The sequence below is a fragment of the Nocardiopsis sp. YSL2 genome, from assembly GCF_030555055.1.
Lineage (GTDB): Bacteria > Actinomycetota > Actinomycetes > Streptosporangiales > Streptosporangiaceae > Nocardiopsis.
Window position 1 is genome coordinate 738,120 of sequence record NZ_JAMOAO010000001.1, and the last position, 13,908, is coordinate 752,027.

At 71.7% G+C, this 13,908-nt stretch carries 9 protein-coding genes and 4 tRNA genes; 5 read left to right on the top strand and 8 right to left on the bottom strand.

Annotated features, from left to right (window positions below):
• Positions 1-359 precede the first annotated feature (359 nt).
• The 5 genes from M1P99_RS03225 to M1P99_RS03245 all read left to right on the top strand — a co-directional run bounded on the left by M1P99_RS03225 (position 360) and on the right by M1P99_RS03245 (position 1,374).
• Entirely contained in the window at positions 360-791 is a 432-nt protein-coding gene (locus M1P99_RS03225) for a roadblock/LC7 domain-containing protein (protein ID WP_053615136.1), read from the top strand.
• 144 nt (positions 792-935) lie between these two features.
• Positions 936-1,008: transfer RNA gene (locus tag M1P99_RS03230), tRNA-Gly, on the top strand.
• 67 nt (positions 1,009-1,075) lie between these two features.
• Positions 1,076-1,148: transfer RNA gene (locus tag M1P99_RS03235), tRNA-Gly, on the top strand.
• Positions 1,149-1,197: 49 nt separating this feature from the next.
• Positions 1,198-1,269: transfer RNA gene (locus tag M1P99_RS03240), tRNA-Cys, on the top strand.
• 28 nt (positions 1,270-1,297) lie between these two features.
• Positions 1,298-1,374: transfer RNA gene (locus tag M1P99_RS03245), tRNA-Val, on the top strand.
• Positions 1,375-1,697: 323 nt separating this feature from the next.
• Here M1P99_RS03245 and M1P99_RS03250 read toward each other — a convergent pair.
• From M1P99_RS03250 to M1P99_RS03285, 8 genes are all read right to left on the bottom strand, one after another.
• Entirely contained in the window at positions 1,698-3,035 is a 1,338-nt protein-coding gene (locus M1P99_RS03250) for a TrkH family potassium uptake protein (RefSeq protein WP_304455556.1), read from the bottom strand.
• 528 nt (positions 3,036-3,563) lie between these two features.
• Complete coding sequence (locus M1P99_RS03255; protein WP_304451193.1) at positions 3,564-4,832, bottom strand: DUF5685 family protein; 1,269 nt, start codon at positions 4,830-4,832, stop codon at positions 3,564-3,566.
• Between the two features lie 131 nt (positions 4,833-4,963).
• Positions 4,964-6,151 (bottom strand): glycosyltransferase family 4 protein, encoded by a 1,188-nt coding sequence (locus M1P99_RS03260; protein WP_304451194.1) that lies wholly within the window; start codon positions 6,149-6,151, stop codon positions 4,964-4,966.
• The gene (locus M1P99_RS03265; RefSeq protein ID WP_304451195.1) at positions 6,148-6,978 is read right to left on the bottom strand and encodes a hypothetical protein; all 831 of its coding nucleotides are present in this window, start codon (positions 6,976-6,978) and stop codon (positions 6,148-6,150) included. The genes M1P99_RS03260 and M1P99_RS03265 overlap by 4 nt, the downstream gene beginning before the upstream one ends.
• 302 nt (positions 6,979-7,280) lie before the next feature.
• Complete coding sequence (locus M1P99_RS03270; RefSeq protein ID WP_304451196.1) at positions 7,281-8,609, bottom strand: glycoside hydrolase family 6 protein; 1,329 nt, start codon at positions 8,607-8,609, stop codon at positions 7,281-7,283.
• Between the two features lie 236 nt (positions 8,610-8,845).
• A complete protein-coding gene (locus tag M1P99_RS03275; protein WP_304451197.1) occupies positions 8,846-9,910 on the bottom strand; it encodes a sulfite exporter TauE/SafE family protein in 1,065 nt (354 codons plus the stop codon).
• A gap of 372 nt (positions 9,911-10,282) precedes the next feature.
• A complete protein-coding gene (locus M1P99_RS03280) occupies positions 10,283-11,854 on the bottom strand; it encodes a cation:proton antiporter family protein (protein ID WP_304451198.1) in 1,572 nt (523 codons plus the stop codon).
• 596 nt (positions 11,855-12,450) lie between these two features.
• A complete protein-coding gene (locus M1P99_RS03285) occupies positions 12,451-13,770 on the bottom strand; it encodes a PP2C family protein-serine/threonine phosphatase (RefSeq protein WP_304451199.1) in 1,320 nt (439 codons plus the stop codon).
• Positions 13,771-13,908 lie beyond the last annotated feature (138 nt).

Below are 13,908 nucleotides of genomic sequence, written 5' to 3' on the forward strand. Positions count from 1 at the left end.
CCGCGGCGACACCACGATCCTCCCACCCGGGAGTGTCCGGGGCCGCATGACGGGGAAGGGTGGTCTACCCGGGACAACACCGTGTTGGCAAGGCCCTTGTCCGGCACCGGCCGCGGTTCTGGATTCCGACAGACCACGATGAGGGCGTCAACGCAGGTCAGGCCAGCACCAAACGACTGTGGGCCACCCTGGTGACGCTGTGGCCCACAGACAGATAAGTTACGAATGGCTATCATCTGGGCAACGCTTATGCGGGACCAGTGACGGCTGGCCCGCGCCTTCCCCCACAGAGGCCCGGCCAACGGTCCAGAGTGCGCGTGTCCCCCCACGCCCGACCAACAGACAGAGCAAAGAGAGACATGACCCCACCGAGCACCGCCCGCGGAGAACTCAGCTGGCTGCTGGACGATCTCCTCACCCGGGCCTCCGGTACACAGCACGCCATCGTTCTGTCCACCGACGGGCTTCTCATGGCCACCTCCAGCGGACTGGACCGACCCGCCGCGGAACACCTGTCGGCGATCGCCTCGGGCCTGCACAGCCTCGCGGGCGGCGCGAGCAAGCAGTTCTCCGCAGGGGGTATCCGGCAGAGCATCATCGAGATGGACCGCGCCTTCCTGTTCGTGGCCGCCGCCGGCGAGGGGGCGTGCATGGCCCTGATGTCGGACGCGGACAGCGACGTGGGGCTCATCGCCTACGAGATGAACAAGGTGATCGAACGGGTCGGGCAGTACCTGTCCGCTCCGCCGCGCCCCGACATGCCGTCGACGCCCGCGCACCTGGAGCAGTAGCCGGGCGGCTCGCGCCCGCCCCGCCGGGGGTGTGAGCGCGCCCTCAGCAATCCGATTTCGCGCTTGGCCGGGTATCCGCTAGAGTTCTTAACGCAGCGAGGGGGACAGCCGGTCGCACCGGTGAACGCCCCGGGAACTCGCCGCGCGGACGTGGCTCAGCTGGTAGAGCATCACCTTGCCAAGGTGAGGGTCGCGGGTTCGAATCCCGTCGTCCGCTCGGAAACGGTGTGTTCCGCCACCCCAGGGTGGCGGAGCCATCGGGCCGGAGTGCGCTCCGGCCGCACGCGGACGTGGCTCAGCTGGTAGAGCATCACCTTGCCAAGGTGAGGGTCGCGGGTTCGAATCCCGTCGTCCGCTCGGAGAGGCCCATGCGGGTGTCACTTCACGGCTCCCACCGGTGCTTTCTGGCGGAGTGTCCGAGTGGCTTAGGTAAGGGACTGCAAATCCCTGCACACGGGTTCGATTCCCGTCTCCGCCTCGTAGGCCTCGTCCCCCGACGAGGACGAGGGCGATTAGCTCAGTTGGTTAGAGCGCTACCTCGACACGGTAGAGGTCACAGGTTCGAGTCCTGTATCGCCCACCAGCATCACCGCGGGCCAGAGCTTCGGCTCTGGCCTTTCGCGTGCCCGGGGTGCCAGGGCGGTCCCCGCGCCCGGCCGACAACGCACCGAACACCACGGCGTCCGGCAGCAGTGCGCGACCCTCCGACGCCGCCCGCGCACCCCCGGGCCCCTTCAGTCCTCCGTCCCGGTGTCCGATGCCTGCGGCGGTCCGCGACCCCGGGGGCGTGGTGGACCACGCGGAGCCCAGGAGCCGGTCCAGGGACTCCGGACGCCGCCACCGCGGTGGCCGGGGTTGGGTGGGCGGGGCGTACCGGGGCGTCCGTGAGGTGGCCTCCTGGGCCCGCTAGCCGACGATCGGGCGTTCCTCCGGGAGTTCGTAGCGGCGCGGACGGCGGCGCAGGGCCAGGGCCGAGGCCAGGGTGATGGGCCCGATACGGCCGACGAACATCAGGAAGATGATGATGCACTCCCCCGCGACGGGCAGGTCCCCGGTGATGCCCGTGGACAGCCCGACCGTGCCGAACGCCGACGTGGTCTCGAACAGGATCTCGTCCAGCGAGAACGGGGTGATGGTCATCAGAGCCACGGTCGCCGTCATCACCAGCCCGATGGCCAGCAGGACGACCGTGGTCGCCTGGGAGACCACTCCGTCGCTCAGGCGCCGGTCCGACACGTGGACGGTCTGCTCGCCGCGCACGTTGGCGAGGATGACGAAGGCCAGCAGGGCGAACGTCGTGACCTTGATGCCGCCGGCGGTCCCGGCGCTGCCGCCGCCGACGAACATCAGGATGTCCGTCACGAGGAGCGTCTGGGTGTTCATCTCACCGAAGGGCAGGCTGTTGAACCCGGCCGTCCTGGGCATCACGGCCTGGAAGAACGCCGCGAGGATCTTGCCGCGCAGGTCCAGGCCGCCCATCGTCGCCGGGTTGCGCCACTCCAGCACGAGGAAGGCCGTGAAGGCGACGACCAGCAGCACGGCCGTGGTCACGAGGGTGATCTTGGCGTGCAGCGACCAGTGGTACCGCTCCCTCCGGCGGCGGCTGAAGCGCCACAGCTCCAGCCACACCGGGAACCCGAGCCCGCCCGCGATCACCGCGACGGCCACCGGCACGGAGATCCACAGGTCGGTGACGAACCCCTCCAGGCTGTCGGAGTACAGCGCGAAGCCGGCGTTGTTGAACGCCGACACCGCGTGGAAGAGCCCGAAGTAGGCGGCGTGCCCGAGCGGGTCGCCGTAGTGCAGCCACCAGCGCAGGGCGAGGACGACCGCGAGCACCGCCTCGGCGACGAGTGTGACGGTGACGATTCCCTTGACCAGTTGGCGGACGTCGCCCAGGGTCAGGCTCTTGGCCTCGGAGCTGGTGCGCACGGCCATCCGCAGGCCCAGCCGCCGGCCCACGACCATGGTCAGCACGGTGGCCAGGACCATGATGCCCAGACCGCCGATCTGGATCAGGGCGAGGATGACGGCCTCGCCGAAGGCCGACCAGTACTCCGGGGTGTCCACGACGATCAGCCCGGTCACGCACACCGCCGAGGTCGCCGTGAACAGCGCCGTGACGACGCCGGCCCCCTCCCCCGTCTCGGTCGCGGCGGGCAGCGACAGCAGGACCGTGCCGAGCAGGATCACCGTCGCGAACGCCCCGGCCGTGAGCTGGGGCGGCTTGGCCCAGCCGGACAGGCTCTGGAGGAACCGGTCGGCCCGCTGCCGCGTGTTCCGCCCGAGGCGGACCGCCCGTTCCCGGGCCCCTCGTACGGTCCTCACCCTCTCGTCCCCTCGGTGCCCTGGGAAGGGTCGTCGACGACCAGGATCCGTTGTCGCTCGTCCATAGGGGTGGTTCGTCCTCCGTACCGAGTGCCGGACGCGTCGTCCGGTGCAAAAGGGATGCTAGTGACCGGCGCCGTCCGTACTGATCAGGCGGGGTACCGCGAGTCGCCGGACGCCCGCATGCCCCGCGCCGATTCGACTCTGAGACAACGGACCGAACAGCGCAAATCATGACAACACGTTCTTAACAGCCGAAAACTGAAGTCCGCGCCCCGTTCCTGGTCCGGCATCCGCTTCCCCGTCGAGCGGAGGACAGAAGGGGGACGGACGGGAACCCGCGAGGGCATGTGGCGAGTCGCACATCTCCCAGGGTGCACGACCCGGAGTGGGTCGGACCCGATCCGGGTGCCGGCGGAGGCGCACCGGTGCCGCGCCGGCCGGTCAGTCGCAGCAGCAGGTGCAGGCCTCACAGCAGCTACAGCACTCGCAGCACTCGCACCAGGAGCTGCGCGGTCGGCCCGTCCACGGCCCCGGGTGCGGGTCGCGGCAGCAGAACTGGCAGGTGCAGCACATGAACAGGGCGACCGCGCACCCGGAGAACACGCCCCGCTTCCTCGGCGGGAACTCCTCTCGTGGGGTCTGGCACGAGCAGGAACAGCAGCACGTGCCGCTGCCCCCGTCCCCACCCGGGCCGTGGCCGGATCCGCCGTCGTGGCCCTCCTGCCCGCCCCCGGGGCCGCCGTGGTGCTCGCGTCGGCGGTGGTGCGGCGGGTGGCCGTGGTGTCCGTACTCCTGCCCCTGGTGCCCGTACCCGGAGTGCCCCTGGCCAGGGCGCCCCTGCCCCTGGCCGGGGTATCCGCCGTGGGCGAAGGCCCGCTCGACGGCGCGGTGCAGCTCCCGCTCCAGGAGCGCGCGGACCAGGCGGTCGTCGTCGAACTCCGCCTCCCTCAGGGCCAGGCCGACGCCCAGGACGGCGTCGTCGCAGAGGTCGCGGACTCTGCGCAGGTCGGTGCCCGTGGCGGTGATCGGGTTCCAGGCGTCCTTCTCCGCGTCCTCCTCCCGGTCCTCGACCGCGTCGAGCAGGTGCGCGACCCGTCCGAACAGGCGCCCCGCCTCCCGCAGCGGCGCGGCGTTGGCCGGGCGCCCGGCCAGGACGGCGGTGTGCGCGAACGCCTCGCCCGTGGCCTCCTCGGTCGGCCGCGTCACCGCCAGGACGTCGGTGCCGGGTCCCGCCGCGCGTTCGACCTCGCGCTGCCGGTCCACGACCGCGGCCAGCGCGGCGCCGTCGAATCCGAGCCCGGCGCCCGCCTCCTGGGCGCCGCGCCGCCAGCGCTCGGCGACCCTCCCGGCGAGGGCGCGCACGCCGCGGCGGCCGTAGAGGCCGTCCCCGTCCTCGATGTGGTCGGTGATCTTCGCGGAGGCCAGCAGGAGGGACACCGACGCGGCCAGGTGCGCGCCGGAGCCGTCGGAGACCTCGGCCGAGCGCATGCCGCGCAGGGGGCAACGGCCGGCCGTGCGGGTCCCGGCGCACTCCGCGGACTGGGCGGCCGTCAGGACCGACACCACCAGCCCGTCGTAGTTCGTGGCCACGCGCGAGGCCTGTCCGTGGTCGTCGCGCAGTGCCAGGCACAGCCCGCACATGTGGGACATCCACTCCTCGGCCAGTCCGTCGGCCAGGGTGTGGCGGCACGGTCGCAGGATTCCGAACACGGGCGGGACCTCTTCTCCTGGCGGCACGGGCCACGGGACTCCGGTGGCTCCAGCGGGATATGACGCCGGTCCCGTTCCCCTGGTTCCGCGCGCGGGAGGGCGCCTCACGGCACCGCACGGCCGCGCCGGGATCAGCGACGGCGGCGCCCGGTCGCGGCCGACCGCTCGCCGATGAAGCGCTCCCACTGCTCCACGATGGGGCCGATGGCGTAGCGGCCCGCCGACAGCACCGCCTCCCGCCCCATCCGCAGCCGCTCGTCGCGGTCCTCGACCAGGCGCAGCATCGCGGTGGCGAGCGCGTCCACGTCCTGGTCGGGAACGAGCAGCCCGTCGCGCCCGTCCTCGATGATCTCCCGAGGGCCGTGCGGGCAGTCGAAGCTCACCGCGGGGACGCCCACCGAGAAGCCCTCGATGATCGTCATGCCGAAACCCTCCACCCGGGAGCTGACGGCCAGGATCGCGGCCTTGGCCAGTTCCCCCGTGAGGTCCTCGACACGTCCCATGAGGGTGACCTGGTTGCTCAGCCCCAGGTCGGTGATCCTCCGGCGCAGGGCCCCGTCCTTGCCGCCTCCCCCGTAGACGCGCAGCCGCCAGTCCGGGTGCTTGCCCGCGACGACGGCGAAGGCCTCCACGAGCTTGGGGTACTGCTTGACGGGCGCCATCCGGCCGGCGGCGGCGATGATCGGGTTGTCCTGCGTGGACCTGGGGTAGTCGCGGTCGGGCAGCGGGTTGGGCATCGCGGTCAGCCAGCCCGGGGCGGCGCCCAGGAACGCGCGGTAGGCGTCGCGGTCCGCCTCGGTCAGGACGGTCATGCCGTCGAGCCGCGGGTAGCGGCGCGCGATGAGCGCGCGCAGCTCGTCGGAGTGGTCCGCCAGGTTGACGTGCTCCTGCCCGATGGCCAGGACCCGCCGGGGCGCCCAGCGGGCCAGCAGGAGGTTGATGCCGGGCCGGGTGCCGATGACGACGTCGGCGTCGGTCCCCTTCAGGAAGCGGCGCAGCGCACGCGTCGCCGCGGGGGCGTAGAAGTCCTCCCGGCGCGCCTCGGCCCCACCGACGAGCGAGGCCGTGCGGCGCCGCGACACCCGGTCGGCGACGCGCTCGAGACGGGTGGGCGGCTCCCCCTTCCCCTCGCTCCCGGTCCGGGTCAGGGCGCGCAGCACCACGCCCTCGGGGACGTCGAAGAACGGTTCCTCCCTGCGCCGGACCAGGCTGACGATCTCCACCTCGTGGCGAGCCGCCAGACCCTCGGCGAGGTTGTAGACGGTACGAACGGTCCCGCCCATCCCGTAGCCGTTGGCGATGAGGAAGGCGATCTTCAACGGCCACCGCCGGCGTGCTCGACCGCCAGGAGCGAGAGTTCGTCCTTGACCGTGTAGTAGGGACGGATCCGCACCGCGGCGGCTCCCCCGGCCCGTTCCCCCGCGTCCACCACCGCCTCGGGGTAGACGATCTTGCGCTTCTTGCCGACGATGTCGTCGGCGTGCATGGCCAACCGCAGGCCCCGGCCGCCACCGGGTGTCCGGAGCCACAGGTCCCACTCGTTGTGCCGACGCTCGTGCTCGTGCGCGTCGGCGATCGGTGCCAGTGGGATGACGCAGTGGAACCGTGCGCCGTCGAGTTCGGCCGGAACGGCCAGCCGGCCGTCCAGGCCCCGCTGCCGGGCGACGACCTCGGCGGTGTCGGCTCCCTGGTCATCGGGGGCGTAGGCGAGGACGCCCGAGACACTGACCGCTCCGGTGCCGGTGTCGACGTCGACCCAGCCCACCTCCGCGTAGGGGGTGGCGGCGGCCGAGCGCAACCGCAGCCGACCGTCCCGGTCCCGGAACGTGCGCAGTTCGCGCTCGTGCCGACCCCGGAGGTAGGTGAGCCGGTCGGCGAGGCTGAGACCGGTGTCGCGTGTGGCGAGCGGGGCCGAACGGCCCTCCCCGTCGATCCACAGCACGTCCCAGACTCCCTCCGAGATGGGCAGGCCGGCCAGGGGCGCCCGTACGCGTGCGCCCTCTCTCTCCAGGTCGGTGACGCGGATCGCGGCTTCCCCGTCCCCCCGTCTGCGCAGGGCCAGACCGGCCCCCTGGTCCCCGTGGCCGGAGTCGAGCCGGAGTTCCAGAACGTCCTCGGCGTCGATCCGGCTGAGCTCTGCTCGCATGCGACCTCCACTTCATCGCCCCGCAGCGTGACCGGTCATGTTCATGTCGGTACGACACGGGACGCGGCTTTCACTCCCGATGAGCGAGGATGGAGTGGTGTGTACGGCCATCATGGAGCAGAGGGCGTTTGTTCCGGCTAAAGGCCGTGGTTCACGTGCGGGCGAAGGCCGTGGCGCGCCCGGGCGCCGGCCCGGGCGCGCGGATCAGCCCTCCTGGCCCTGGAGGCGGGTGGAAGGGATTTCGACGGCGGGGTGGGACGCGCTCCGCGCCCGTCCCACCCGTGCCACGCGTGCGGGGCCGCTCAGCCCCCGGCGCACACCAGGTCCGGCGCCCCCTGGGTACCCGAGCCGGTTCCCGTGAAACCGAACTCCGCGCTCTCGCCGGCGCCCAGCGCGCCGTTCCAGCCCAGGTCGGAAGCGGTGACCCGTGCCCCTTCGGAGGTGATCTCGGCGTTCCAGCCCTGGTCCACGCGCCGGTCGTCGGCGTAGGTCCAGGTCACGGTCCAGCCGGTGACGGGGGCGTCCGCGGTGACCGTCACGGTCGCCTGGAAGCCGCCCTCCCAGTGGGAGACCACGGTGTACTCCGCGGAGCAGTCGCCGTCTGCGGGCGGGTCGGTCGGCTCCTCACCGGGGTCGGTGGGGTCCTCTCCCGGGTCGGTGGGGTCCACCGGGGGCTGGGGCGCGTCCACGGCCATGTCGTAGGCGGCCTGGGGGACGAACTGGCCGGCGGGCGCGATGCAGCCGTCGGCCTCGCCCGGCAGCTTGGTCCAGATGAAGGCGTCGACCAGCGGATGCCCGGTGCCGGTCGTGCTGGGACGGCCGATCATCCGCCCGGGCGGGTCGCACCACTCGCCGTCGGGCGCGGGCCCGTTGCCGTTGCGGCTGGTGTCGATCACGGCTCCCAGACCGGACACGCCGGTGGCGGCGATGACGGACTCGGCGAAGGCGACCTCGTCGTCGGTCCAGTTGTAGTTGGAGGTGTTGGTGGCGATCCCGTGGGCGCTGTGCCCGATGTCCGCGCCGTTGAGCAGGTCGGCGGCCTCCTGGGGGTCCAACCAGGCCGAATGGCCGATGTCGAAGTACACCCGGGCCTGGGAGGAGCCCTCCATCAGGGCCTGGCCCGCGTGGGCCATCGACGCCAGGAGTTGGGAGGGGTCGCTGCACGCGCTCACGAGCGGCAGCGCGTCCGGCTCCAGGACGATCGTCGCGGGGCGGCCCTGCAGTCCGGCGGCGACCTCGTCCACCCAGGCCCGGTAGGCCTCGTGGCTGGGTGCTCCGCCACCGCTGTGGTTGCCGCAGTCGCGCCCGGGGATGTTGTACACGACGAGGATCGGCGTCTGTCCCTGGGCGTCGGCGGCGCCCACCACCGCGTCGACGTCGGCGCGGACCTCGTCCGGGTTGTGCTGGGTGAACCAGGTCGCCTGGGCGACCGAGGCGATGCGGTCGGAGATCACCCCGGCACGGGGGTCGTCCGGGTTCTCGCGGACCCAGACGGCCGCCGAGGTGTCGGGACTGACGTAGAACTCCGGTTCGGCGGCTGACGCGGCCGACGTGCCGAGCAGCGCCGCCGCGACCGCCAGGGCGGTGGCGGAGCCGAGCACGGCTCCGATGGATGTGCGTGTGCGGGACATGAACCTTCCTTCGCTCGGGATTTTCGCGGTCCCCCCGACACCCCCGTGATCCACATTCTGGGAGCGCTCCCAGTCGTGCACGCTACCGCCTGGAGCCGCACCGTCCCAGGGGGGTAACGGCGGTATTTTCCCGAACCCGGGCACGGCGGCGCGTACGGCCTCCGTACCCGGGTCGCGGACGGGCCGCGAGAACGGTCCGGTCGCGGGGTCGGCACCGGAACGGCCCCCTGCGGCGCCTACACGGGGTCCGGGGCGCGGACCGGCTCACGCGGACCGGCCCCGCTCGTCGGCGGCGCGCCCTCGGCCGCGTTGTAGCGGGTACTCCGGATCAGCAGAAGGCACACCACGGTGAAGACGGCGAGCGAGACCAGGCTGACCGCCGCCGTGGCGGCGGTGAAGCCGACGAACAGGAGTGTGCTCACCAGTTCGCTCCCGATCAGGACGAAGAGGACGGCCCTGATGGTGAGGGGCGTGAGCCGGGTGCAGATCCAGGCGCCGAGCGGGGCGCCGACCGCCACCACGGGCGAGGCCGCGATCCAGTAGTCGACCACGGCTCCGGTGAAGTCGCCGATGACGAACACGTGTGTGAGGAAGGCGGCGATCGAGACGACGGTCATCATGATGACCGTCGTCGGCGTACTCACTTTCTCCGATACCCGGAACAGAAGGACCAGGAGGAGGAACATCACGCAGTTCTCACCGACACCGGCGACGCCGCTCAGAACGCCCCCCGCGAGGCCGGTACCGATGACCAGGGCGCGCTCACGGTGACTCCACATGGGAATGGAGCGGTTCCTCCGGTATTCGCGCTGGAACAACTGCAGGAGGAGGGCGATCGCGAGCGAGACCAGGAGCATGGTGAACAGGACGCGGACCAGGTGGAGCGGGACGAGGGGGGCGAGGAACACCGAACTGAGGACGACGCCCACGACACCGGCCGCCGAGCCGTGGACGACCACGCGTTTCTCGATGGGAACGCGGCAGGCGAGGATGGAGATCGACGCCGCCGTCATGCCGACCGACTGGATCGCGAAGGTGAACACGCGCGCCTCGTCGGCGGGCACGTCCAGCACCTTGGTCATGACGGGGAAGGACACGGCCCCGCCGCCCTCGCTGGTGCCCCCTCCGATGAGGGAGCCGAAGACCATGGTGAGCGCGACGGGCCAGTTGGCGTCGAGGGCGTCGACGAAGCGGGGGCCCCACACGAGTGCCCACAGCAACCACACCGCCGCCGCCAGGGCGGTGTTGACGATGACGAATCTCGGTAGCGTCGCTCTCCTCCGGCGCGCCTTGACGTGCATGTGGAGTTCCTCGTTTCTCCTGGGATGTCGGCATCGGCGTCTCTGGAATATCCGCGCATGACTGATGCGCGCTCCCGAGGTCCTTTCGGGCGCGGTCTCGATCGGGTGCTTTTCATCTGTGGGGGAAGGAGGAATGTGAGACTCTACCGACGCATTTCCGCTCGGTATTCTCTTTCCGTGCCCTTCCCGCGATCGGCCGCGCGCCGTCCGCGCGGGGACGGGCGGGCCCCGGTGCGGAAGGGCGGTCTGCACGCCCCCGCCGCGGAGCACTCATCGGGGAAGATCCCCGGGTCACAGGTGGGGCGCCGGCGAAGCCGTCCGCGTACCCGGCGGCCACCGGCACAGGCCCGGGGCCGCCCGGCCGGAGACCCCTCAGGGGCCGGGGTGGGCGACGGCGTCGTCGGCGAGGGCGCGGCCGGCCTCGCCGTACAGGTGGTAGACCTCGTGGGCGCCCCGCCTGCGCAGTTCGGCGATCTCGTCCTCGTGGTTGACCACGCCCGCGATCGTGGCGCTGACCCCGTCCTCGCTCAACTGGTCCAGCGCCGCCAGGTTCCCTCGTTGGTGCGGCATGGCCAGGATGATGAGCTCCACCTCCGGATCGAGGCTGAGCCGGGCCCAGAAGTCGGAGTCGGTGGCGTCGCCCTCCACCACCCGGTACCCCTCCTCCCGGAGCCGGGCCACGGTCGCCGGGTCGTGTTCGACCCCGGCCGCCGGGATCCCGTGGACCCCGACGAGCCGGTCGTAGGCACCGCAGCCGACCCGGCCCATGCCCAGGACCACCGCGCGGGCGTCACCGATCTCGATGGGGCGGTCGCTCGGCAGCAGGTCGGCCCGCTCCCGGCGGACCAACCAGGGCCCGATGGCGCGGTAGACGGACTCGCCGGCGGCGTTCAGCGGCGCGGACACCGCGAAGCTCAGCGCCACCGCCAGGGCCAGGACGACCAGCCACCGGTCGGAGAGCCATCCCTGCGAAGCGGCCAGCGCGCCGACGATGAGTCCGAACTCGGAGTAGTTGCTCAGGGTCAGGCCCGCCAGCAGGGACGTACGGGCGCGCAGCCGGGCCCACAGGAACAGCGCGGTGAACAGCGCGCCCTTGACCGGCACCAGCAGCAGCAGGAGCAGCGCCACGGCCAGCGCCCCGGCGTCCGGCGGCCCCGTGAGGCCGATGCTGAGGAAGAAGCCGACGAGCAGCAGGTCCTTGACCGACAGCAGCGACTTGGCCAGGGGCGCGGCGTGCACGGAGGGGGCCAGCAGCAGGCCGAGGACCAGGGCGCCCAGGTCCCCCTTGATCCCCACCAGGTCGAACAGCGTGTAGCCGATGCCCAGGGCGGCGACGACGCCGAAGAGCACCTGCATGTCCCCTCGTCCGACGCGGTCGAGCGCCGCGCGCAGCAGCGGCGCGGCGGGCACCAGCAGGACCAGGAGCAGCGCCCAGGGGCTCGGCGGGGACCCGGAGGTGGTGGACAGGAACACGACCGCGAAGACGTCCTGCGTGATGAGCACACCGATCGCCAGCCGCCCGTAGAGCGACCCGGACTCGCTGCGCGCCGCCAGGACCTTGACCGCGAAGACCGTGCTGGAGAAGGACAGCGCGAAGCCGAGCAGGAGCAGCGTCCGCCAGCCCGTGCCCTCCAGCAGCGCCAGGCCCGCGAACCGCAGCACACCGATCAGCACCGAGGCCAGCAGCACGGAGACCGCCATGTGCGCGGTCGCGGTCCCCCACACTTCCCGGCGCAGCAGGGAGCGGGCGTCCAGTTTGAGCCCGATGGTGAACAGCAGCAGGACGACGCCGACGTCGGCGAAGGCCTCGAGTTCGGGGGTGGCGCGGTAGCCGAGCACGTTGAGGACGAATCCCGCCGCCAGGAACCCCACCAGGGGCGGCAGCCGAAGCGCCAGGGCGGCGAATCCACCGATGAACGCGGCGAGGATGAACGCGGGTTCCATGGTCGGCTACTCCGTCGCGGTCGATCGAGGGCCACGTCTGTTCGTGTCCCTCCTTCGCCGATCCTCTCGAACAGGGCGCACACGACGGAAGCACACCCCGGTCAGGTGTCGGCTCGCGTGGACGTGTGCGAATACCGAAGGGCAGGACGCCGACCGCCGACGGGCCCCGGTGCCGACGCGCGCTCGCCGGGTCCACCCGAGGTGACGTGTATGGACCTGAGCCCGGTACCACGCCAGGCCCTCCAAGAAGCGGACGCTTGGGCCGCCCTGACCCGGCCGGGGCTCGAGCTCGCGGAGTCCGACCCGTCATGGCCGCGGAGCTTCCGGAAGCCGTCCGGCGCCCACCATCCGCTGGGAGGAGGTGGACCGCGACACCGCCCGGGCCCGACTCGACGTCGACGCATACGAGATCACGATCGCCGTCACTGGCCGGATACACACTCCCCCGGAGGATGGGATCTCGTCCAGGACTGCGGTAAGGGGCACGTGCCCATCGACTACACGCCCGACTCCGCCGATGGGATCTGAGCCGGGCCCGCGACCGATGCTGGGGACGACGTCCGCGCCACGATCCGCCGCCTCGGCCCCGTCCGTGGTCACCGGTCGGGGACGCGCACGGCGAGCACCGCCATGTCATCATGGCCGTCACCGGGCGCGTCGGCGACGAGCGCGCGGCACAACTCCTCGGGTGGACTGTCGGCATGGGCGGAGGCGACCTTCGCCACGATTCCCAGCCCCCGGTCGAGCGAGTGGCGCGGATGCTCCACCAGACCGTCGGTGAAAAGGACCACCGTGGCCGACGGCGGCACCGGGTACCGGTGGTCCGGACGTGCGGACTCAGGCTCGACACCGAGCGGAAGACCGGGATTCCCGTCCAGGTAGCGCGCACTCCCACCTGGTTCCACCAGCAGCGGGGGCAGATGTCCCCCTGTACTCCAGTGCAGCTCCCAGCTCTGACCGACAGGTTCGAGGCGGGCCAGGCAGACCGTTGTCATCGCCTCGTCCGTCGTCGCCTCGAGGGTTCGGTCGAGTACTGCCAGCACCTCACTCGGCGGTGTACGCCGATCGTAGAGAAGGGCGCGAAGCATGTTCCGGGTCTGGGCCATGGTGGCCGCGGCCAGGAGGTCGTGGCCGATCACGTCCCCGATGACCATGGCGCAGGCGCCGTCCGGCAGCAGGAGGGCATCATACCAGTCCCCACCGAGATGGCGCTGTCCGGCATGGGCGGGACGATAGCTGGTGGCGACGCCGAACGGGGAGAGGTCGGGTATCCGGGGCAGCAGGAGGCGCTGGAACCGCTCAGCGCCCGAGCGCACTTCCTCGAACAGGCGTGCGTTGTCGATGGCGACGCCAGCGGCCCCGGCCAGTGCCAGGAGCACCGCCTCGTCATGGCGGTCGAAGGGCCGCCCGTCCCAGCGGGTGGAGAGGTAGATGTTGCCGTAGGTGCGCTCACGAACCTTGATGGCCGCTCCGAGCAGGGTCCGCATCGGCGGATGCCCCGACGGGAAACCCACCGAGTCGGGGTGGGCGCCGATGTCGGCGACGCACAGCGGTTCGCTCTGGTGGATCATGCGGCCGAGCAGACCCTTGCCATGGGGGTGGTCCACTCCCGTGAGGGCCCGGAGCTCTCTCTGTTCCAACCCGAGGGGGATGAACTGGGCCAGTTCACCGCCGTCGTCCAACACACCGAGGGCTCCGTACCGGGCGCCCACGAGATCCATCGCGGCGGCCACCACGCGGCGCAGGACCGCGTCCAACTCCAGGTCCTGGCCGAGCGCGAGCACTGCCCCCAGCAGCGAGCGCAGCCTCAGTTGGGCCCGCACCAGCTCCTGCACCCGTTCGGCCACTCCCGCCAGGTCCGAGTCGTCATCGAGCCCTGGGATCCAGTCGGGTTCGCTTCCATCCCGAGAGACCATGACCCCCCCTTCGGATCAGTGCACCTAGGGACCTTCCCCTGTGCGCTCCCACAGAAGCCTCACCAGGCCTGTCGCCTACGCGACGGGCCGCCGATCCCGTGGCCGGGTGGGCGATCCGCGGGGACGGGACCACCAGGT

Bases quoted from the DNA above. Each gene is read 5' to 3' on its own strand.
- M1P99_RS03275 (WP_304451197.1), bottom strand. From the start codon at position 9,910: ATGCACGTCAAGGCGCGCCGGAGGAGAGCGACGCTACCGAGATTCGTC.
- M1P99_RS03270 (WP_304451196.1), bottom strand. From the start codon at position 8,609: ATGTCCCGCACACGCACATCCATCGGAGCCGTGCTCGGCTCCGCCACC.
- M1P99_RS03265 (WP_304451195.1), bottom strand. From the start codon at position 6,978: ATGCGAGCAGAGCTCAGCCGGATCGACGCCGAGGACGTTCTGGAACTC.
- M1P99_RS03285 (WP_304451199.1), bottom strand. From the start codon at position 13,770: ATGGTCTCTCGGGATGGAAGCGAACCCGACTGGATCCCAGGGCTCGAT.
- M1P99_RS03280 (WP_304451198.1), bottom strand. From the start codon at position 11,854: ATGGAACCCGCGTTCATCCTCGCCGCGTTCATCGGTGGATTCGCCGCC.
- M1P99_RS03225 (WP_053615136.1), top strand. From the start codon at position 360: ATGACCCCACCGAGCACCGCCCGCGGAGAACTCAGCTGGCTGCTGGAC.